Annotated in this window: 18 protein-coding genes; 7 read left to right on the plus strand and 11 right to left on the minus strand. The window is 67.5% G+C overall.

Annotation, left to right across the window (positions count from 1 at the left end; genetic code table 11):
* Nucleotides 1–53: 53 nt before the first annotated feature.
* The 6 genes from ACLJPX_RS42930 to ACLJPX_RS42955 all read right to left on the minus strand — a co-directional run bounded on the left by ACLJPX_RS42930 (nt 54) and on the right by ACLJPX_RS42955 (nt 9,452).
* Nucleotides 54–1,091, minus strand: coding sequence for a 3-deoxy-7-phosphoheptulonate synthase (locus ACLJPX_RS42930; RefSeq protein ID WP_410605887.1), 1,038 nt, complete (start codon nt 1,089–1,091; stop codon nt 54–56).
* The gene (locus ACLJPX_RS42935; protein WP_410605888.1) at nt 1,088–1,984 is read right to left on the minus strand and encodes a DMT family transporter; all 897 of its coding nucleotides are present in this window, start codon (nt 1,982–1,984) and stop codon (nt 1,088–1,090) included. The genes ACLJPX_RS42930 and ACLJPX_RS42935 overlap by 4 nt, the downstream gene beginning before the upstream one ends.
* Nucleotides 1,981–3,438: a class I adenylate-forming enzyme family protein gene (locus tag ACLJPX_RS42940; RefSeq protein ID WP_410605889.1), complete on the minus strand. Its 1,458-nt coding sequence runs from the start codon at nt 3,436–3,438 to the stop codon at nt 1,981–1,983. Before ACLJPX_RS42940 ends, ACLJPX_RS42935 begins: the two co-directional genes overlap by 4 nt.
* Nucleotides 3,435–4,442 carry an FkbO/Hyg5 family chorismatase gene (locus tag ACLJPX_RS42945; RefSeq protein WP_101612675.1) on the minus strand — a complete coding sequence of 336 codons (1,008 nt, stop codon included), beginning with the start codon at nt 4,440–4,442 and terminating at the stop codon, nt 3,435–3,437. The genes ACLJPX_RS42940 and ACLJPX_RS42945 overlap by 4 nt, the downstream gene beginning before the upstream one ends.
* Nucleotides 4,443–4,884: 442 nt before the next feature.
* Nucleotides 4,885–7,371 carry a DNA topoisomerase (ATP-hydrolyzing) subunit A gene (locus ACLJPX_RS42950; RefSeq protein ID WP_410605890.1) on the minus strand — a complete coding sequence of 829 codons (2,487 nt, stop codon included), beginning with the start codon at nt 7,369–7,371 and terminating at the stop codon, nt 4,885–4,887.
* 29 nt (nt 7,372–7,400) lie between these two features.
* Complete coding sequence (locus ACLJPX_RS42955; protein ID WP_410605891.1) at nt 7,401–9,452, minus strand: type IIA DNA topoisomerase subunit B; 2,052 nt, start codon at nt 9,450–9,452, stop codon at nt 7,401–7,403.
* Between the two features lie 274 nt (nt 9,453–9,726).
* Here ACLJPX_RS42955 and ACLJPX_RS42960 point away from each other — a divergent pair, with 274 nt between their 5' ends.
* The gene (locus ACLJPX_RS42960; protein WP_410605892.1) at nt 9,727–10,623 is read left to right on the plus strand and encodes a hypothetical protein; all 897 of its coding nucleotides are present in this window, start codon (nt 9,727–9,729) and stop codon (nt 10,621–10,623) included.
* On the opposite strand, the gene ACLJPX_RS42965 is transcribed toward ACLJPX_RS42960, so the two are convergent.
* Nucleotides 10,607–12,031, minus strand: a complete 1,425-nt coding sequence (locus ACLJPX_RS42965) for a glycoside hydrolase family 76 protein (RefSeq protein WP_410605893.1) — start codon at nt 12,029–12,031, stop codon at nt 10,607–10,609. The genes ACLJPX_RS42960 and ACLJPX_RS42965 overlap by 17 nt on opposite strands.
* A gap of 136 nt (nt 12,032–12,167) precedes the next feature.
* Here ACLJPX_RS42965 and ACLJPX_RS42970 point away from each other — a divergent pair, with 136 nt between their 5' ends.
* The 5 genes from ACLJPX_RS42970 (at nt 12,168) to ACLJPX_RS42990 (ending at nt 16,165) form a co-directional block, all read left to right on the plus strand.
* Nucleotides 12,168–13,256, plus strand: a complete 1,089-nt coding sequence (locus ACLJPX_RS42970; RefSeq protein WP_410605894.1) for an LLM class flavin-dependent oxidoreductase — start codon at nt 12,168–12,170, stop codon at nt 13,254–13,256.
* Nucleotides 13,253–13,837, plus strand: a complete 585-nt coding sequence (locus tag ACLJPX_RS42975) for an FMN reductase (RefSeq protein ID WP_410605895.1) — start codon at nt 13,253–13,255, stop codon at nt 13,835–13,837. Before ACLJPX_RS42970 ends, ACLJPX_RS42975 begins: the two co-directional genes overlap by 4 nt.
* Nucleotides 13,838–14,095: 258 nt before the next feature.
* Nucleotides 14,096–14,509 (plus strand): PGPGW domain-containing protein, encoded by a 414-nt coding sequence (locus ACLJPX_RS42980; RefSeq protein ID WP_101612681.1) that lies wholly within the window; start codon nt 14,096–14,098, stop codon nt 14,507–14,509.
* Nucleotides 14,510–14,529: 20 nt separating this feature from the next.
* Nucleotides 14,530–15,222: a TetR family transcriptional regulator gene (locus ACLJPX_RS42985; protein ID WP_410605896.1), complete on the plus strand. Its 693-nt coding sequence runs from the start codon at nt 14,530–14,532 to the stop codon at nt 15,220–15,222.
* 85 nt (nt 15,223–15,307) lie between these two features.
* The gene (locus tag ACLJPX_RS42990; RefSeq protein ID WP_410605897.1) at nt 15,308–16,165 is read left to right on the plus strand and encodes an oxidoreductase; all 858 of its coding nucleotides are present in this window, start codon (nt 15,308–15,310) and stop codon (nt 16,163–16,165) included.
* A 68-nt stretch (nt 16,166–16,233) separates the two neighbouring features.
* On the opposite strand, the gene ACLJPX_RS42995 is transcribed toward ACLJPX_RS42990, so the two are convergent.
* Nucleotides 16,234–17,058, minus strand: coding sequence for an ABC transporter permease (locus ACLJPX_RS42995; RefSeq protein WP_410605898.1), 825 nt, complete (start codon nt 17,056–17,058; stop codon nt 16,234–16,236).
* Nucleotides 17,048–17,944, minus strand: a complete 897-nt coding sequence (locus ACLJPX_RS43000) for an ABC transporter ATP-binding protein (protein WP_410605899.1) — start codon at nt 17,942–17,944, stop codon at nt 17,048–17,050. The genes ACLJPX_RS42995 and ACLJPX_RS43000 overlap by 11 nt, the downstream gene beginning before the upstream one ends.
* A gap of 153 nt (nt 17,945–18,097) precedes the next feature.
* Here ACLJPX_RS43000 and ACLJPX_RS43005 point away from each other — a divergent pair, with 153 nt between their 5' ends.
* Nucleotides 18,098–18,556, plus strand: coding sequence for a hypothetical protein (locus ACLJPX_RS43005; RefSeq protein ID WP_410605900.1), 459 nt, complete (start codon nt 18,098–18,100; stop codon nt 18,554–18,556).
* A gap of 57 nt (nt 18,557–18,613) precedes the next feature.
* On the opposite strand, the gene ACLJPX_RS43010 is transcribed toward ACLJPX_RS43005, so the two are convergent.
* Nucleotides 18,614–19,096, minus strand: coding sequence for a hypothetical protein (locus ACLJPX_RS43010; RefSeq protein ID WP_410605901.1), 483 nt, complete (start codon nt 19,094–19,096; stop codon nt 18,614–18,616).
* Complete coding sequence (locus ACLJPX_RS43015; RefSeq protein ID WP_101612687.1) at nt 18,999–19,646, minus strand: hypothetical protein; 648 nt, start codon at nt 19,644–19,646, stop codon at nt 18,999–19,001. Before ACLJPX_RS43015 ends, ACLJPX_RS43010 begins: the two co-directional genes overlap by 98 nt.
* Nucleotides 19,647–20,105: the final 459 nt, after the last annotated feature.

Here is a 20,105-nt window from a genome sequence, read left to right on the forward strand (position 1 = left end):
CGTTCAAGACGAAAAGCGTCCTGAACGACCCTTTCCTGACACTGGGGCGGAGATCACCCGAGGACGACTGACCGGCCCAGTCGCACGGAGTCGGCGAGCGACTCCAGCACCGAAACGGTGCTGCCCAGGTCGAGACAGGCGTCGGTGATGCTCACCCCGTACGGCGCCGGATGGTCCTGTCGTCCCGCTTCGAGGAACGACTCCATCATGATTCCCGCGATTCCCCGCTCACCACAGGCGATCCGGCGCGCGATGTCGGCGACGACGCCGCCCTGGCGACGATGGTCCTTGCGGGAGTTGCCGTGCGACGCGTCCACGACGACACGGTCCAAGGACTTCGTGGCGCGTAGTCCCTCGATGGCCGCGTCCACGTTCTCCGGGTCGTAGTTGGCCCCGGCCGCGGTGCCCCGGAGGATCAGGTGTGCCGCCGGGTTGCCGGGCGAACTTCGCACGACGAGCGCGCCGTGTTCGTTCACCGCCGGGTGGCGCTGCGCGGTGCGGGCGCAGTGGATCGCGGCGGTGGCGACCGACAAGTCACCGTCGAGACCGTTCTTGATCCCGATCGGCATCGGCAGCTGGGACGCGAGCTCCCGGTGCGACTGGCTGGAGACCGTCCGCGCTCCGATGGCACCGTAGCTGAGGAGATCGCTCACATAGGGGGCGAGCATCGGCTCGACGAATTCCCCCGCCAGTGGCAGACCACTCTCCGCGGCCATGGTCAAGAACCGGCGGCCGGTGCGCAGGCCACCGGCGATGTCTTCGGAGCCGTCCAGCCAGGGATCGTGGAGAAGGCCCTTCCAGCCGACCCCGGTTCGCGGCTTTTCCAGGTACGCCCGCAGCACGACGAGCAAGTGGTCCTTCATCGGTTCGGCCGCCTTCGCCAGCCGTTCGGCGTAGTCGAGGACAGCGACCGGGTCGTGGACGGAACACGGGCCGACGACGGCCAGCACCCGTCCGTCACGACCGTTGAGCACGTCGGTGATGTCCGAGCGGTGTTCCCGGATTTCGTCGACGACCTGGCTGGGAACGGGGTGTTCGGCGGCCAGCTCCGCCGGGCTCGGCAACAGTTCGTAATCGGGGATCGTGGTCACTGCGCTCTCCGTTTCTTGGTCCGGGAAACGCCGACGCCGGCAAGGCACAGAGCCCCGCCAAGGACTGCGAGCAGAGTGGGAACTTCGTCGAGGAAGAGCCAGGACAGCGCGATCACGATCACCGGGACCACGTAGGTGGTCACGCCGAGCTTTCCGGCGGGCGTCCGGGACAACGCGTAGGCCCAGGTGTAGAAGGCGAGCGCGGTGGGCAGCAAGCCCAGATAGACCACCGACCAGGTGGCCGATGCCGGTGCTGTCGCCACATCGTGGATCAGCTGACCGCTGAACGGAAGACAGGCGACGGCGCCGACGACGCAGCCGAAGGTCGTGGCCTGCAACGCGGTCGCGTGACTCAAAGCCGGTTTCTGGGAGACGACGCCCACCGCGTATCCCGCCGCCGCCAGCAAGCAGAGCGCGACGCCGAGGGCACTGGAGGAGCCGTGCTGCGAGGCGAGTCCCACGATCGCCGCGCCGGTGAAAGCGACGACGAGCCCGATCACCAGAGGGCGGGGGAGCCCTTCCTTCAGGACGATCCCAGCGAGGATCGCGGCGAAGACCGGGCCGATCCCGACCAGGAGCGACGCCGTCCCCGCGTCGGTATAGCGTTCGCCCCAGTTCAGCGCGACCATGTACAGGCCGAACCAGAAGACCCCGGCGCCGGCGATGCCGGGCCAGGCCTTGCGCGGCGGGAGCGGCATTCCCTTGATCGCCGCGATCGCGCCCAGGGCGAGCGCGCCCACCAGGAGCCTGCCCAGGGCGAGCGACCCCGGCTCGTAGTGCGCACCGGCGAAGCGGATGCCGACGAAGGCGGACGCCCACAAGACCAACGTGACGGTGACCGCGGCGACGGCCTTGATGTCGAGCCCTGCCTCGGCCTCGGTCCGGGTGCTCATCGAACGGCCGCCAGCGTCCGGAGCGCCCGGCGGTCCAGCTTGCCGACCGGGGTGCGGGGAAGGGATTCGACGACGATGATGTCCTCCGGGATCTCGTACCAGCTCAGGTTCTTCTGTGTCAGGGAATCGATCTCGGCGATCACCCGGTCCGGCTCGGCGCCCTCGTCCAGTTCGACGTGGGCGCGCAGTGAAGTCGTGGAGGACTCCCGGCGCACCGAACAGACACCGGCCGCGCGGACGGCGGGGTGACTCACCAGGAGATCCTCGATTTCGGCGGGATGCACGTTCTGCCCGCCGACGATCTCGATGTCGTCCAGTCTGCCGTGCAGGCGGACGAAGCCGTCGGGATCGACGGTGGCGGCATCGCCGGTCACGTACCAGTCGTCCGGCGTGCGTAGCGGGGTGTCGGAGCCGCGAGGGACCCCGGGCGCGATCGTCGGGCCACGGACCTCCAGCTTCCCTTCCACACCGGCCGCCACCTCTCGGCGCAGCTGGTCGACGATCCGCATGCGGTACGGCGGGAGAATCCGGCCGATGCTGCCGTCCCGTTGCGAGGACAGGGTGTTCGCGATCAGCGCGTGACCTATTTCCGTGGTGCCGAAAATATTGAGGAACCTCGCCCCGAGTGTTTCGCGCAGCGTGGTTTCGACACTTTCGGGCAGGGGTTCACCGGCGACCAGTGCCAGCCTCAGGCCGCGGAGCGCCGCGGCGAAAGGTTGCTGGAGCAGCCGGGCGTAGAAGCTGGGCTGTCCATAAAGGACCGAAACCTGATGCCGGGTGATCAGCTCCAGGGCCGCGGATTCGGTGAGACGCTCCCGGCTGAGCACCGTCGAGCCTCCGCGAAGCAGCGGCAAGAGGATGGAGTTGCCGAATCCGTAGGAGAAGTACATTCGCGAAACGGAGAGGGTGACGTCCTCCGGGGTGAGGTCCACCACCGAGCCGATGGCCTGGTCGTAGATCTCCGGGTCACCGTGCGTGTGGAAGCAAAGCCGGGGAGTCCCTGTCGTGCCGGAGGTGAAGAAGGCGAACGCCGGCGTATCCGCGTCGGCCGCGGCGTACCCGGTCACCGGCTCATGGTCGCGCAGCCGGGCGGGTGGGACCGGGTCGACCTGGTCGAGCCCGGGTGTCCCCGGTTCCGCGATGGTCAGGAAAGGACTCGCGGTTTCGGCCGCACGCCCGATGGCCGCCTCGTGGATGAAGGTGTTGAGGGGGATCGCCACGGCCCCCAGCCGGATCGTGCCGAGGACGGCTTGCACGAGTTCGACACCGTCGGGGAGCACCAGCAGGACACGGTCTCCCGCCTTCACCCCGTGTGCGGCCAGTCCACCGGCGTAGCGTGCCGAACCGGCGTACAACTCCGCGTAAGACACCTTCGTATCTTCGGTATGGTAGGCGGTTCGCCCCGACCAGCCTTTTTCTTCGGCGAGTGCGGCAAGGTGACGGGCCAGATTCATTGGACTATCGCCTCGATTTCGACGAGCAGATCGGGGCGGCAGATGTCGACGTTCAAATAGACGACCCGCGCATCGGGAGAAAAGACTTCCTTGCACCGCGAACGGACGAACGGGATGTCTTCAGAACGGCTGACGTAAACCTTGATCAAGTCGAGGTCCTGGAGGGTGTAGCCGCCTTCCGCCCGGACTTTCCCCAGGTTTTCCGTGCTGATCAGCGCCGCGATGTTCTCCAAGGTGACGTCGACCTGGCCGGAGATGTCCCCCTTGTGCACGGTTTCGTCGCCGATGATGCTGGCGGTCCCGGAAATGTACAGGATTCCGTCGGCGAAGGTGGCTCGCGCGAAACTCGGCGCTTTGGGACCGTAGCTGTCCGGGTAGTGGTAGGCCGGAGTCTGCCGGGGGTTCTCGAGGTGGTGCACGTCGGCATCGGCGCGCCCGGAGATGAAGTAGAGGTACACGCCGTTGCCCCGGGTGCCGATCCCGGTGGCCGCCGGGATGTGCAGGATTCTGCCTGACCACAGGGCGAAGGCTTCGGACCGTCCCGCGCAGAAGTCGCGGTAGACCTCCACGCCGTCGGCGTTGTCGTCGATGATGCCGCCGACCAGGTTCCACATGCGCAGGATGTTCGGGTAGCCGAGACGTGTGGCGAGCTCGAAGGCGGAGTCGTAGGCGATCCGGGCCGCATCGCGATAAACGCCGCGCTCGCTGACCTGGACGGAGCAGAACAGATGGCGGCCGTCCACGGCGTAGACCAGGCCGCCTTCCTTGCCCGCCACGACCGGGCCCGAAGCAGCGAAAACCTCGTGGAATCCCGGCTCGGTCTCCGTGGTCATCGGTACGCCCACCGTCGGCACGCCCTTGTGCAATTCGGGGGCGAACCCATTCTTTTCGAATGCGACGCGGGCAAGAATGTTCTGACTGTCCGATTGTTCTCCTGGCTGCTCGAACTTTATGTTCGGTCGCGTGTCTTTCGGTGAGTTGAGCAGGTCGACAAAACTCGACATCCGAATTCCCCTCAGTACAAGAGTCGCAGCTCTGCTATCCGCGTCATTGCGTGAAGTGTCTGGGCCGAGCTGGCCGAACGGAAATGTATCCGCAGCCCGGCCACAAGGTCAACTGGAAACAAGGAAAATGGGAATCGCCCGAATGGACTCTTGAAATGCCGGGACGCCGGACTCCGGAGGAGTTTCCCGAGTCCAGGTGCGGTGGATCTCTACGATTTCGGCAACGAGGCCGAGGGGTGGATGCCGAAAACGCCGCGCGGCCCGGGCGCTCAAGTGAGCGAAGGTCCCAGGCTTGCCTCTTAGGGGCGCAGACAGTGCCCTCATGTCTTACGCCATCCGCAGGCAGACGGCCGTCCGGCACAGGAAACCCCCTTGCTCGCGCCGGGCGCGAACAAGGGGGCAGGAGGCGTTTCGCATTCAGAGGACTAAATGCGGCGACGGCCTAGGTGCGTTCGATGAGGTGACCCACGACCTCGGGACCCGGGTGCGCGTGGCCGGAGCCGTCTCGGCGCGGGTCGATCTCGGGCAGCTCCACGGGGTCGCCGTTGCGGGCCGCGCCGGCCGGGCGCGGGCCGATCCAGCCGACGATCAGTCGCGTCTCGCCCTTGAGGAACCGCTGTGCCCGGACACCGCCGGTCGCGCGGCCCTTGGCCGGGTACTCGTTGAACGGGGTCACCTTCACACTCGCGCCGGTCGCGGTGACGACCATCGGCTCGCCGTGCTCGGCGTCGTCGGTCCGGATCGCACCGAAGAAGACCACTTCCGCCTCGCCTCGCACCACGATCCCGGCCATGCCACCGCCCTTGAGGCCCTGCGGCCGCACCAGCGAAGCGGCGTAGCGCAGCAGTGACGCTTCGGACGACAGGAACGCCAGTGTCTCGTTGCCGTCGGTGAGCCAGGTGGCGCCGACGACCTCGTCGCCGTCCTTCAGGCTGATCACGTCGAACTCGTCGGAGCGGACCGGCCATTCCGGCGCGCACACCTTCACGACGCCGAGTTTCGTGCCGAGCGCGAGGCCTGGGGAGCCGGTCGCCTGCTCGCCGAGCGGAGCCAGCCCGACGACGTGCTCGCCCTTTTCCAGCGGTACCAGTTCCTTCGCGGCCATCCCGCCGCGCAGGGAGACGGTGCCCGCCTGCTCGGGCAGCACCGGCAGCGGCAGCACGTCGGTCTTGAAGGCACGCCCGCGGTTGGTCACCAGCAGCACCTGACCGCGCGCGGTCGAGTGCACGACGGCGGACACCGAGTCGTGTTTGACGCGGCCGTTGCGGCGCCGCACCTCCGACGCCTCCTCCGATTCCGCGGCCGTCCGCGCGACCAGGCCGGTGGCCGACAGGATCACCTGGCACGGGTCGTCGGTGACCTCCAGCGGACCGGACGGCTTCGACGCGGCGAGGACCTCCTTGAGGTCGCCGTCGATCAGCGCGGTGCGGCGTTCGGTCGGGGAGTCCTTGGCGACCTTGGCCAGTTCGGCCGAGACGACCTTCTTCAGCACCGTCTCGTCGTCGAGGATCTTCGACAGCTCGGCGATCTCCTCGCGCAGCTTGTCCTGCTCGGCCTCGAGTTCGATGCGGTCGTACTTCGTGAGCCGCCGCAGCGGGGTGTCCAGGATGTACGTCGCCTGGATCTCCGAGAGCTTGAACCGCTTCATCAAGCCGTCCTTCGCGGCCGCGGCGTTCTCGCTCTCGCGGATCAGCTTGATCACCTTGTCGATGTTGAGCAGGGCCGCCAGCAGGCCCTCGACCAGGTGCAGACGCTCTTCGCGCTTGCGGCGGCGGTAGCGCGTGCGGCGGGTGACGACTTCGTAGCGGTGGCTGAGGAAGACCTCCAGCAGCGCCTTGAGCCCCAGCGTCCGCGGCTGTCCTTCGACCAGCACCAGGTTGTTGATGCCGAAGGACTGCTCCAGCGGCGTCAGGCGGTACAGGTCCGCCAGCAGGGCCTGCGGGTTCACGCCGACCTTGCACTCGATGACCAGCCGCGTGCCGTTCTCGCGGTCGGTGAGGTCCTTGACGTCGGCGATGCCGGTGAGCCGCTTGGACTTGTTGACCTCGTCGGTGATCTTCTCGATCACCTTCTCCGGGCCGACGCCGTACGGCAGTTCGGTGACGGTGATCGCCTGGCGGCCGCGGCTGCCTTCCAGCGGGCCGGTCTCGGCGCTGGCGCGCATGCGCACCACGCCGCGGCCGGTCTCGTACGCGCGGCGGACCTCGTCGAGGCCCAGCAGCGAACCGCCGGTCGGCAGGTCGGGGCCCGGGACGAACTCCATCAGCTTGTCGAGGGTGGCGTTCGGGTGGTTGATCAGCCACCGCGCCGCGCCGATGACCTCGGTCAGGTTGTGCGGGATCATGTTGGTCGCCATCCCGACCGCGATCCCGGAAGTGCCGTTGACCAGCAGGTTCGGGAACGCCGCGGGCAGCACCGACGGCTCTTCGAGCGAACCGTCGTAGTTCGGCCGGAAGTCGACGGTGTCCTCGCCGAGTTCGCCGACCAGCAGCATCGCCTCGGGGGACAGCCGCGCCTCGGTGTATCGCGAAGCGGCCGGGCCGTCGTCGGGGGAGCCGAAGTTGCCGTGCCCGTCGACCAGCGGGACGTTGAGCGAGAAGTCCTGCGCGAGCCGGACCATGGCGTCGTAGATCGCCGTGTCGCCGTGCGGGTGGTACTTGCCCATCACGTCGCCGACCACGCGGGACGACTTCACGTACGCGTGCGTCGGCCGGTAGCCGTTCTCGTTCATCGAGTACATGATCCGGCGGTGGACCGGCTTCAACCCGTCTCGCGCGTCCGGGAGCGCCCGCGAGTGGATGACGGAGTAGGCGTACTCCAGGTACGAATCCTCGATCTCCGTCTTCAGGGAGTTGTCGAAGACGTTCGCGCCGGGCTGGTCGAACGCGGAGGGGTCGACCTTGGTGGTGGTGCCCTTACGGCGTGCCATTGCTCAAAGCTCCTTGAATAGCAACGAAATCAGGCGTCGATGGCTTCGCGGTCGACCCGGTCGGAGGATTCGACCAGCCAGTTGCGGCGCGGCTCGACCTTCTCGCCCATCAACAGTTCGAGCGCGTTCTCCGCGGCTTCGACGTCGTCGAGGGTGATGCGGCGGACCGAGCGGGTGGCCGGGTTCATCGTGGTGTCCCACAGTTCGTCGGCGTCCATCTCGCCGAGGCCCTTGAACCGCGGCACCGGCGTGACGATCTGTTTGCCCGCGCGCTCCAGCGCCGCGAACTTGGTCTCCATCTCCTTCTGGGTGAAGGTGAAGTGGGTCTCCGGGTTGCGGCCCTTGGTGACCAGTTTGTGCAGCGGCGGCATCGCGGCGTAGAGCCTGCCGTCCTCGATGACCGGCCGCATGTACTTGGCGAACAGCGTGATCAGCAGTGTCCGGATGTGCGAACCGTCGACGTCCGCGTCGGCCATCAGGATCACCCGGCCGTAGCGCATGGTCGTCAGGTCGAACGTGCGCCCGCTGCCCGCGCCGAGCACCTGCACGATCGAGGCGATCTCGGCGTTCTTCAAGGTGTCGCCGAGCGACGCCTTCTGGACGTTCAGGATCTTGCCGCGCAAGGGAAGTAGCGCCTGGTACTCCGACACGCGCGCCATCCGGGCCGAACCGAGCGCGCTGTCACCCTCGACGAGGAACAGCTCACTGCGGGAGACGCCGGTGGTGCGGCAGTCGACCAGCTTCGGCGGCATGGCCGCGCCTTCGAGCGCGGTCTTGCGCCGGGCGGCGTCCTTCTGCTGCTTCTGGGTGAGCCGGACGCGTGCCGCGTCGACCACCTTCTGCAGCACGATCTTGGCCTCGGACTTGGTCTTGCGCTCTTCGGTCCAGGCGCGGATGTGCTTGTCGACGACGCCCTGGATGACCCGGGTGATGCCGGCGGTGGACAGTTCGTCCTTGGTCTGCGAGGTGAACTGCGGCTCCGGCAGCCGGACGTGGACGACCGCCGTCATGCCTTCGAGGACGTCCTCGACGGTCGGCATGTCCTCCTTGGGCTTGAGCAGCCCGCGGGTCTTGGAAATGGCGTCCTGCAAGGACTTCAGCACCGCGCGGTCGAAACCGCGGCGGTGCGTGCCGCCGTGCACGTTGCGGATGGTGTTGGTGAAGCACTCCACCGTGCGCTCGTAGCCGGTGCCCCAGCGCAGCGCGACCTCGATCTCGGCGTGACGCTCCACATTGGACTGCATGACCCCGCTGGCGTCCGCGGCGTTCTCCTTGTACGTGCCTTCGCCGTTGATGATCAGCGTGCCGCAGACGGGTTTTTCGCTGTCCGGGGCGAGGAAGTCGACCATGTCGGCCAGGCCGTTGGGGAAGTGGAAGGTCTCTTCGCTGATCGAGTCGTCGACGGCGGTGCGCAGGATGTACGTGACGCCCGGGACCAGGAACGCGGTGTTGCGCATCTTCGCGCGGACGCCTTCGACGTCGAGCACGGCGCCCGTCTCGAAGTAGCGCGAGTCGTACCAGTACCGGATCGAGGTGCCGCCGCGCTCGCCGCGCTTCATCTTCCCGGTGATGTTCAGCCCGGACTTGCGGGTGAACTTCGCCTTCGGGCCCGGCCCGTCGAACACGCCGGGGACGCCGTGCGCGAACGACATCTGGTGGACCTTGCCGTCCTGCTTCACCGTGACGTCGAAGCGGTGCGACAGCGCGTTCACCGCCGAAGCGCCGACGCCGTGCAGGCCGCCGGAGGTCTTGTAGCCCGAGCCGCCGAACTTGCCGCCGGCGTGCAGCCTGGTCAGCACCAGCTCGACACCGGACAAACCGGATTTGGCGTGCGTGCCGGTGGGGATGCCGCGGCCGTCGTCGTCGACCTGGACACTGCCGTCGGCGTGCAGGGTGACCACGATCTTCGCGGCGTGACCCGCCACACCTTCATCGGTCGAGTTGTCCACGACCTCGGAGAACAGGTGGTTGATGCCGCGGCTGTCGGTGGAGCCGATGTACATCCCGGGACGCTTGCGGACCGCTTCCAGACCCTCGAGATGCGTCAGGTCGTCGGCCCCGTACAGGGTCTCAGCAGTCACTGGGTCTTTCTCCTGGAGTCGTGGCTCGCGAACTTGCTCGTGACGGTGGCGTTCAACGCGACACCGTACTGGAGGATATCCGGCCGCCCCGACAGTTAGTCTTCTCCAGCGCCCTCGGTGTGGCGAACCACCTGTCCCGATGGCCGGGTCACGGCCGCCGCGAGTGGCTTTCTCCTTCTTCGGATGAGGCGTTATCGTTTCCCGTGTCACAGGGTGACGGGGGGAAGCAGTGGTCGTCGGAATCGGCCCGACACGTGCGTCGACCGCACAGCGCGTGGTGAGTCTCTGGTATTTCGTGGTGGCGGTCGGGTCACTCGGCGTGTTCGCGCCGCTGGCGTTCGTGCACGCCGCGTGGCGGCTGCGACGCGCCGCCCTGTGGTTCTACGTGCTCGGCTACAGCCTCATGTCCTTCTTCATGACCTACTCGCTCGCGCGGGCGGGCGACGCGGACAACACGGAGATCGCGTTCGGCTTCTTCTGGTTCTTCGGCACGATCCTGTTGGTCACCGTGTCCTGTGTGCACCTCGCCCTGCTGCGGAAGAAGATCCTCTACCCACTGCCCACGGTGTGGGTGGAGTCCGGCATGCACTGCGGGCTGTTCTCGATCGACATCGCCGGGTTCGGGCAGGTCGGGCGCAGCAGCGAGATCTTCGTCCAGGTCCGGCGGATGCTCTTCGGCCTGCTGGAGAACGCCTTCACCGGCAGCGGGATCGCCTGGGAGGTCTGCCTGAAGAGCGACACCGGGGACGGGATGATCGTGGTCGTCCCGCCGCAGTTCCCGAAGTTCAGGCTGCTGTACCCGCTCCTCGCCCAGCTCGCGGCGGACCTGGCCAGGTACAACGTGGTCACGGCGCCCGAGCTGCGGATCCGGGTGCGGGTCGCGATCCACGCCGGCGAGGTCACGCTCGACGAATACGGCGTGACGGGGCGGCCGAAGGTGCTGCTGGCCCGGCTGCTCGATTCACGGGTGCTGCGTGACGCGCTGGCCGAGGCGCCGGACGGTTCGCCCATGGTCGTGCTCGTCTCGGACCGGTTCCACGAGGACGTCCAGGACCAGGGCGGCCCCGGTCTCGACACGATGAGCTACCGGCAGGTGCTCGTGAACGAGAAGGAGACCGAGGTCCGCGCCTGGCTGCACGTCCCGGATCCGGTGATCAGAGTGCTGCCGTGAGGACCTCCAGCGCGCTGTGCTGACGAGCGGCGTCGACCTTGTCGACCGGTCCCGACCAGCGCAGGCCGTGCTGGTCGAGCGACGTGCGGTTGTGCGCGATCGTCGAGTTCGCTTGGCGTGTCAGGTAAGCGCGGTACGGCCTGCCGGGCAGGGCCCGGTCCAGCTCACCGAGGTTGCGGGCGTACGCGCCCTTGAACGACGGCCCGTCGGCGCCGCAGTCGCCGGACTCGCACGGATCGCGCAGGATCCCGTTCGTGTGCAGCAGTGACGTCGTGGTGGAAGCGTCGGCGAGCCGGCGGGCACGGGTGAGCAGGGCGGCGTCACCGGTCGCGCGGTTCAGTTCGAGCAGCGCGCCGAGGACGATGCCCTGGTTGTAACTCCAGACGGCTTGCCCGTTGTTGGCGCAGGAGGCGTTCAGGCCGTCGTTGATCAGGTCGTTCCCGTTGATCATGCCGCTCGCGCGGAACCAGTCCCAGACCTCGCGTGCCCGCGCGAGCTGGCGTGTGTCGCCGGGGAGCCGGTTGTGCAGTGACGCGGCGACCTTGACGTACAGCTCGTTGGTGACGGCGTTCTTGTACGTCTTCGCCGTCGACCACCAGAGGCCGCCGCCGCAGGTGCCGTCGCGGTAGGAGTACATGTAGTCCGCCGCGATGACGGCGGTGTCGAGGTAGCGGCGGTCCTTGGTCAGGTCGTAGGCGCGGATCCAGGCGAGCGCCCACCAGCCGGTGTCGTCGATGTACTCGTTCGTGAAGTTGTCGCCGCGGTTGCGGTCGAAGGTGTTGGCGATGGCGTGGCGGTAGTTCTGTGAGCCGGTGCGGGTGCTGTAGTCGAGGATCGCGGTGAGCGCGTTCGCCGAGTTCCACCAGCCCGTGGTCTGCCAGAGGCCGGTGCCGTTGTCGTAGAACTGCATGAGCGCGGTGGCCGCGGCTTCGGCGCGGTCGTGCGCGGCGACCGTGGTGCGGAACCACGGCGTGCAGGCGATTTCCGGCCGGTTGCCCGCCTTCCCGCACGCGCGCAGGGCGCCGAACCGGTGGGTGGCGGGGTCGTCCACGTTGAACATCAGGGTCCGCCAGCCGCGCTGGCCGGCCGGGATCTTGGTGTCACCGATCCGGCTGTCTCCGGCCCAGGTGCGGCCGCCGTCGAAGGAGCGGTCGAGCCAGACCTCGTCGCCGGGGTCGCCGTTGGCGATGCTGCCCCAGCCCATGTCGTCGCCGTCGGAGAGATGCAGTGTGATGCCGCGGCCCCAGACCGTCGCCGTACTGGGTCTTCTTTCGCCGACGGCCAGTGCGGGATCGCGGCTGTCGCAGTACTTGGCGCAGATCGTCGCGGCGACGGTGGGTTCGGGAGTGGTGGTGGCCGGCGTGAGAGCGAATGTCAACGTTGTCACAAGCAGGGAAGTGAGCCACATGGATCCGAGTGTGAGGGCGGCCACTTTCCGGGACTGATCAAGTCACCCTTTCGGCCTGCGTCGATGGTCTGGAATACTTCTCGCGCGCGTGAGGTTGAACGCTCAAGCAACAACAACCCGGCTTAGGGAGCAGGTCATGCAGTTCGGAATCTTCACGGTGGGCGATGTGACGACCGACCCGACCACCGGGGAGGCGCCCAGCGAGTACGAGCGGATCAAGGCGATGGTGCGGATCGCGCTCAAGGCCGAAGAAGTCGGCCTCGACGTCTTCGCGACCGGCGAGCACCACAACCCGCCTTTCGTGCCGTCTTCGCCGACGACGATGCTCGGCTACATCGCCGCGCAGACGTCGAAACTCATTCTTTCCACCTCGACCACGCTGATCACCACGAACGACCCGGTGAAGATCGCCGAGGACTTCGCGATGCTGCAGCACCTCGCCGACGGCCGCGTCGACCTGATGATGGGCCGCGGCAACACCGGCCCGGTGTACCCGTGGTTCGGGCAGGACATCCGGCAGGGGATCCCGCTCGCCATCGAGAACTACCACCTGCTGCACCGGTTGTGGCGCGAGGACGTGGTCAGCTGGTCCGGCAAGTTCCGGACGCCGCTGCAGGAGTTCACCTCGACCCCGCGGCCGCTCGACGGGGTGCCGCCGTTCGTCTGGCACGGATCGATCCGCAGCCCGGAGATCGCAGAGCAGGCCGCCTACTACGGCGACGGGTTCTTCGCGAACCACATCTTCTGGCCGAAGGAGCACTTCCAGGCGCTGATCGAGCTGTACCGCGAGCGGTACGAGCACTACGGGCACGGCAAGGCGGACCAGGCGATCGTCGGCCTCGGCGGCCAGGTGTTCCTGCGGCCGAAGTCGCAGGACGCGGTGCGGGAGTTCCGGCCGTACTTCGACAACGCGCCGGTGTACGGGCACGGGCCGTCGCTGGAGGAGTTCACCGAGCAGACGCCGCTGACCGTCGGCAGCCCGCAGGAGGTGATCGACAAGACGCTGACCTTCCGCGAGCACTTCGGCGACTACCAGCGTCAGCTGTTCCTGCTGGACCACGCCGGTCTGCCGTTGAAGACCGTGCTGGAGCAGCTCGACCTGCTGGGCGAGCACGTGATCCCGGTGCTGCGTAAGGAACTCGACTCCCTTCGTCCCGCTCACGTGCCTGAGGCTCCTACGCACGCTTCGCTTCTTTCGGAGGCTTCTTCGGCGGTGACCGCATGACGACGATCGCTGTCGTGACCGCGGGGTTGAGCCAGCCGTCCTCGACGCGGCTGCTCGCGGACAAACTGGCCGCGGCGACTTCTTCGGTGCTGCCGGACGTGAAGATCGAGGTGATCGAACTTCGCGACCTCGCCCTCGACGTCACGAAGAACATGCTGACCGGGTTTCCCTCCCCGGCCCTGCGCGCGGCCATCGACACGGTGACCACCGCGGACGGCCTGATCGCCGTGACACCGGTGTTCACCGCGTCGTACAGCGGACTGTTCAAGTCGTTCTTCGACGTGCTGGAGCAGAAGGCGCTCGACGGGAAGCCGGTACTGATCGGTGCCACCGGCGGAACCGAACGGCACTCGCTGGTGCTCGACTTCGCGCTGCGGCCGCTCTTCGCCTACCTTCGCGCCGAGCCTGTCGCGACGGCGGTGTACGCGGCTTCGTCGGACTGGGCTTCTCCGGGCGATCTCGACGCGCGGGCTTCGCGGGCTGGGCGGGAGTTCGCCTCGCGGCTCTCGTCGGAGGGGGCTGTTGTGGCTCCGAACAGCGGGTTTGTGCCGTTCGAGCAGCTGTTGGGCGCGGGGGAGTGAGCAAGGGACCTTTGCTATCGCCTGGGTGAGGTGATCCACCCCGCTCGGCCGGATCGCGCGGCCAGCCGACCAGCACAAGGGTGGCGATTCAGCGTGTGCCGGAGTCGACGATGAAGGAATCGGGACGTTGAGTGTCCCGATTCCTTCATCGTCGATGGATCGCTTCGTTGATCAAGACCGTGTCTCCATCCTCAGACCGGGCGGGACCAGCGCGTTCCCGGCACAATCAGTCTCAGGAACGACGGCGAGGAGAATGACGTGGGCATCGGAAAACCCGTGAGGCAGGTGCTGATCCTGATCGCGGGCGTCATTCTGCTGCTGGTCGGCATCGCGCTGCTCGTGCTGCCAGGACCCGGTCTGCTGCTGGTACTGGCAGGTCTGCTCGTGCTGGCTTCGGAGTTCCCGGCGGTGGAGAAGTACGTCGATCCCATCCGCGACAGGGCGATGAAGGCGGCCGAGGACAGTGTTTCGTCGCCGCTGCGCATCGCGGGTTCGGTGCTGGCCGGGCTGGGTTTGCTGGCCGCGGGTGTGGTCTGGGGGCTCGTGCCCGGGCTGCCGCTCGGCGGATGGAGCACCGGTTCGAGCCTGATCCTGTCCGGCCTGATCCTGTTCGCGTTGCTGATCTGGAGCTACAAGCGAGTGCAGGCCCGGAGGGCCGCGAAGGCCGAATAACAGCCGGGTGGTCTGGTACCGTGCGGCGCGTGTCCCCCGACTTCCAGCGCGCACGGCGGCCGGAACAGGTGGAGGCGCGGCGCACGGCGATCCTCGACTCGGCGCGCGAACTCCTGGCTGAGCGGCCTGTCTCGCAGATCAGCCTGCGCGAGCTGAGCGATCGCGTCGGCCTGGCTAAGTCGAACGTGCTGCGGTACTTCGACAGCCGCGAGGCGATCTTCCTGGAGGTCCTCGACTCGATCTGGGTCGCATGGCTCGACGAACTCGAAGACGAACTAGGTGCCCCGAGAGACGCGAAGCCTGGTTACGAGCGCGAAGTCCGCGTCGCGGCCGTCATCGCGACGTCGATTTCGCGGCAGCGCCTCCTGTGCGAGCTGATCAGCACGATGGCGGCCGTGCTCGAACGCAACATCTCCGTCGAGACCGCCCGGGCGTTCAAGACCCGGGCCGGTGAACGCACCGAACGGCTCGCGGACGTCGTCCGGGCCCAGGTCCCGTTGGACGCCGAAGCCGCCGGGCACTTTGCGAAAGCCGTCTTCATCCTCGTCGCGGGGCTGTGGCCCTACGCGAACCCGGGCGAGGCTGTAGCGACGGTCCTGGCCGAACGGGGAGCGCCCGCGGGCCGCGAGATGTTCGTCGACGGGCTGACCGAAGGACTGGCGAACCAGCTGGTCGGCCTCGTCGTTCGCGCAGGTCAGAGCCTCGGGCGATAGCAAAGGTCCCTTGCTCCCTTCCCGCGCGCGCCGAGGCGGCCGACCCTGCATAGGGTGAGCCGGGAACCACGACCAAGGAGCGATCATGAGCCCAGGCGGCACCCTCACTCTCGGCGATCTCACCGTGAGCCGGATGGGCTACGGCGCCATGCGGCTGTCCGGCCCCGGCATCTGGGGGCCGCCGGAGGATCGCGAAACCGCGATCGCCGTCCTCCGCGCGGCGGTCGAACTGGGCGTGACCCACATCGACACCAGCGATTTCTACGGGCCGCACACGACCAACGAGCTGATCCGCGAGGCGCTCCACCCGTACCCGGAGAACCTGCACCTCGTCACGAAGGTCGGCGCGAAGCGGACTCCGGACAAGGGCTGGCCTTCGGCGCTCTCGCGTGAGGAGCTGACCTCCGCGGTCCACGACAACCTGCGCAACCTCGGCGTCGATGTGCTCGACGTCGTCAACCTGCGGCTCGCGGGGGAGCACGGCGTCTTCCCGATCCCGGTCTCGATCACGGAGCCGTTCGAGGTCCTCGCCGAACTTCAGCAGCAGGGCCTGATCCGGCACCTCGGCCTGAGCCACGTCTCGGCGGAGCAGGTCAAGGAAGCCCGCTCCATCGCGCCGGTCGTCTGCGTGCAGAACGAGTACAACGTCGCGAACCGCGTCAACGACGGGCTGCTCGACGCGCTCGCGGCCATCAACATCCCGTTCGTGCCGTACTTCCCGCTCGGCGGGTTCACCCCGCTGCAGTCCGGCGTGCTCGACGACTGCGCCCGCCGCGTCGACGCGACGCCGATGCAGGTCGCGCTCGCGTGGCTGCTTCAGCGGTCGCCGAACATCCTGGTGATCCCCGGTACGTCGTCGCTGCTGCACCTGCGCGAGAACGTCGCCGCCGCGAAGCTGGAGCTGCCCGAGGACGTCGTCGCGGACCTCGACGCCCTCGCCTGATCCCGCGTGAAGGCCCCCTTCCCTCTGCTTGTAAAACCCAGCAGGGGGAAGGGGGCCTTCACGTGCTTTCAGAGGACATCCCGGCGCCGCAGCAGCCAGCCGCCGAGAACGGCGAAGGCCACCAGGTAGCCGGCCACCACCAGCGTCGCCTGGGAGACGCCGACGAGTTCCCCGATCCCCGGCGTCGCCCCCGAAGCACCGAGCGACGCGGCCAGCGAACCGGCGTTGGCTCCCGGCAGGGCCAGCTGGAGCGTGCCGACCCAGTCCAGCAGCGGGGCCGCGACGCCGAACAGCAGGTTCTGGACCACCAGCAGCCACACCAGGCCGAGCCCGATCGGCAGCGCCACCCCGCGCATCGCGATGGCGAGCGCCGCGCCCAGGACGGCCCAGGTCATCGCGATCAGCCAGCCCGCGCCGATCCCGGTGACGAGCTCGCCGAACGCGGGCCAGTTCATCGGTTCGCCTTCCGAGGAGGCGATGATCGCGCTCGTGGCCGCTCCGGTCGCGAAGCTTGTCAGCACGACGGCCAGAGTCGCGACGGCCAGCGCGAACAACTTTCCACTGTAGACGGTCAGCCGCGAAGGTCCTTGTGTCAGCACGGTCTTCCACGTGCTCCAGCCGTATTCGGTGCCGACGGCCAGCACCCCGAGCACGAGCACGATCGCGCCGAGGAACACCGGCAGTCCGCCGATCGAGTTGCCGACCAGGTTCGACGGCATGGTCGCGGCCAGCCCGCGATCCGTGCCGGGCGCCCCGCTCGACGAACCCGCCGCGCCCGCGAGCGGCAGCAGATAGGTGAAGGTCAGGCCGAGCACGACCGCGATCCCCAGCATGAACCAGTTCGCCGGACGCCGGACGAGTTTCGCCAGCTCGGCGGTGCAGCTACCCCACATGACTTGCCACCTCTCCGGTGAGCTCGAAGAAAACCTGCTCCAGATCCCGTTCGCGGACGTGCAGTTCCCGCACCGGGATCCCTTCTGTGACGAGCTCGCGGTTCAGCCACGACGCGCGGTCCGGGTCGACGGTCAGATCGAGCCCGGTCCCGCTCGCGCGCACGTTCTCCGCGCCGATCCAGTGCTTCACCAGGTCGGCGGCACGCAGGATCTCGTCGGTTTCGATGTGCAGCACCGTGCCGCCGCGGAGTTCGGTCACCGTGTTCTCCGCGACCAGCCGTCCCCGCGAGACGACGCCGACCCGGTCGCAGATCTGCTGGACCTCGCCCAGCAGATGGCTCGACAGCAGGACGGTGCAGCCTTCCGCGCCCAGCCGCCGGATCAGCACGCGCATGTCGGCCATCCCCGCCGGGTCCAGGCCGTTGGTCGGTTCGTCGAGGATCAGCAGTCGCGGATCCTTCAGGAGCGCGGCCGCGACCCCCAGCCGTTGCTTCATCCCGAGGGAGTAGGTCGAGTACCGGTCCTTGCCGCGATCGGCGAGATCGACCAACGCGAGCACCTCGCCGACGCGGAGCGGATCCGTTCCGCTGTACCGGGCCAGCACCTTGAGGTTGTCCGCGCCGGACAGATACGGGTAGAAGCCCGGCGATTCGATCAGCGCGCCGACCCCGTCGAGGTCGCCGGGCGGTCTGCCGAACAGCCGCACGCTGCCGGACGTCGGGCGGACAAGCCCCAGCAGCATCCGCAACGTCGTCGTCTTGCCGGCGCCGTTCGGGCCGAGGAAACCGTAGATCTCGCCGGGCAGCACGGTCAGCTTCATCCGGTCGACGGCGAGGTGTTCTCCGTACCGTTTCGTGAGTTCGTCTGTGTCCACGGGAAGGTTCATGGTGATGAATGGTGGCTCCCGCGAGGCCGCACCACATCCGTTCGCAGGCGGCACCCGGCGTACGTCATCGGACGTAGCGCATGGCCGGAATCCTGCGACATCCGTCGAAAACACCCGTATCGGGCGCCGGGGTGACGATCTTAGGCTCGGCGGGTGTCGAAAGTACTTTTGATCCTCCACGTGCTCGCCGCCGTCATCGCGGTCGGTCCGGTCACCGTCGCGGCGAGCATGTTCCCGGCCGCCGCCCGGCGCGCGTTCGCCGAACCGGGTTCCGGGTTGTCCGTCCTGCGCATGCTCAACCGGATCTGCCGGGTGTACGCGATCTTCGGGGTGGCCGTGCCGTTGTTCGGGCTGGCGACCGCGGGCAGCATGCGGGTCTTCGGTGACGTGTGGGTGATCGTGTCGATCGTGCTCACCGCCGCGGCCGCCGGGGTGCTGGCGTTGCTGGTCCTGCCCGGGCAGAACGCGATCCTGGCGGTGCTGGACGCCGAGCGGCCGTCGGAACCGGTGATGGCGGGGCGCGTGGCGATGTACACGGGGGTGTTCAACCTGCTCTGGGCCGTGGTGACGGTGCTGATGATCGTGCGGCCCGGGTCGACGACCGGCGCGTAAAAACTCGTGAGTGGTAAGGACGGTTAGAACCGTCCTTACCACTCACGAGCTCTTGGGCTACGTGCTCAGCAGTTGATTGAAGAACGAGCGGTAGCGGCGCAACGCGATCCGCAGATCCTCGGTGGCCGGTTCGCCCTGGCTCCACGCGGATTCCAGTTCCTTCTTGTGGTCCGCGAAGGTCGTGGCGAGGTTCTGGATCACGACGGCGACGAGTTCGTCGGCCTCCTTGACCGCCCGCTGCGGATCGTCCACAAAGGCCGTCTGGATGCCCTGCCAGCTGTCGCGGAACTTGTCCACGTCGACGTTGTCGAACAACGTCTGGGCTTTGTCTTCGTGATGTTCGGTCGTGCTCCCGGTGGTGCGCTCGGGTTCGGCGGCCACCAGGTCCTCGGTGCTCAGCGTGTGCCCGGAATCCTCGTCGGCCCGGGTGTCGCCGAGACCGTCAGCGGTCGGTTCCCCGTCGAGCCGATCCGTCGTCCCCGCGACGCGTTCCGTGCTCCGCGGTTCCGTTCCCTCGGTTCCCAGAGGCCTGCTCTCCATGACTTTCCGCTCCTTCGCCACCATCGGTCAACAGATCTTCGAACACTTCGCGGTAGTGCTTCATCGCTTCACGCATGTCCTCTGTGGACATTTCGGAATCCCGATGGCGCACCAGCGTGTCGTGCCCGGCGCGGTAGTGCCGCAACGCGTTCGCGTGCCGGACGGACAGATCCGCGAGCTGCTGGTCGTACCCTTCGGTCGGGTAGCCGCGCTCGGCCATCAGGGAGACCAATACCCGGTCCGCGTCGACGACGGCACCGGACGGGCGGTCGACGAACTGTTCCTGGATCAGTGCCCATTCCTGCGCGTACCGGTCCTTTGTGGACGATGGCAGCGGCCGGATGTCGAGGTCCGAGTGGCGTTTCACTCGCGACGACAGCTCGCGTTCCGCTTCTCGCGGGCTTTCGTGTTCCTTGACGGCCCGGTCGTATTCGGGCCCGAACGTCTCTCGCAACCGCCGCTTGCGTTGCTCCGCGACGACGAACCAGGCGGCCGCTCCCACCACCAGGACCGCGGCGATGACGATGATGATGACCAACCACGTGGGCATCGTTATCTCCTCCGGATGTTTTGCCAGGCAACCCCCGACGGGCCGTGAGTTCCCCGGCTTTCGTGGCCGGAAACCCTTGTGCCACAAGTATTTTTGGATCTTAGGCCGGATGGCGCAGTGGGCTCTGCCGGGTCCGCGCGTGGCTTCCGGCCGGTTTCCCTTTCCGGGCAAGGGATTCGTTGATGATCTCGGTCCCGCTGGCGGGTCGGAGACGGCGTACCCCCCGTTCGGCCATTCGGCGCAGGTCGTGAGGTTCGCTAACTAGGCGTCCCCCTTTTGGGTGCCGCCGATGACTCAGTGTAGGTAAAAACTCCCGATCACTGCTCCGTTGTGGCACTATTGCCCCGTTCGCAGGAAGAGGGCCTGCGAATCAGAGGGGGCCTGGTGTGACGGGGCTGCCTGGTACGACAAAGAAAGATCATCAGGGGAGGAGATCGTCAAATGTCGACGCCTACGGAC

Source organism: Amycolatopsis sp. lyj-90 (genome assembly GCF_046549035.1).
In the GTDB taxonomy this organism is placed as follows: domain Bacteria; phylum Actinomycetota; class Actinomycetes; order Mycobacteriales; family Pseudonocardiaceae; genus Amycolatopsis.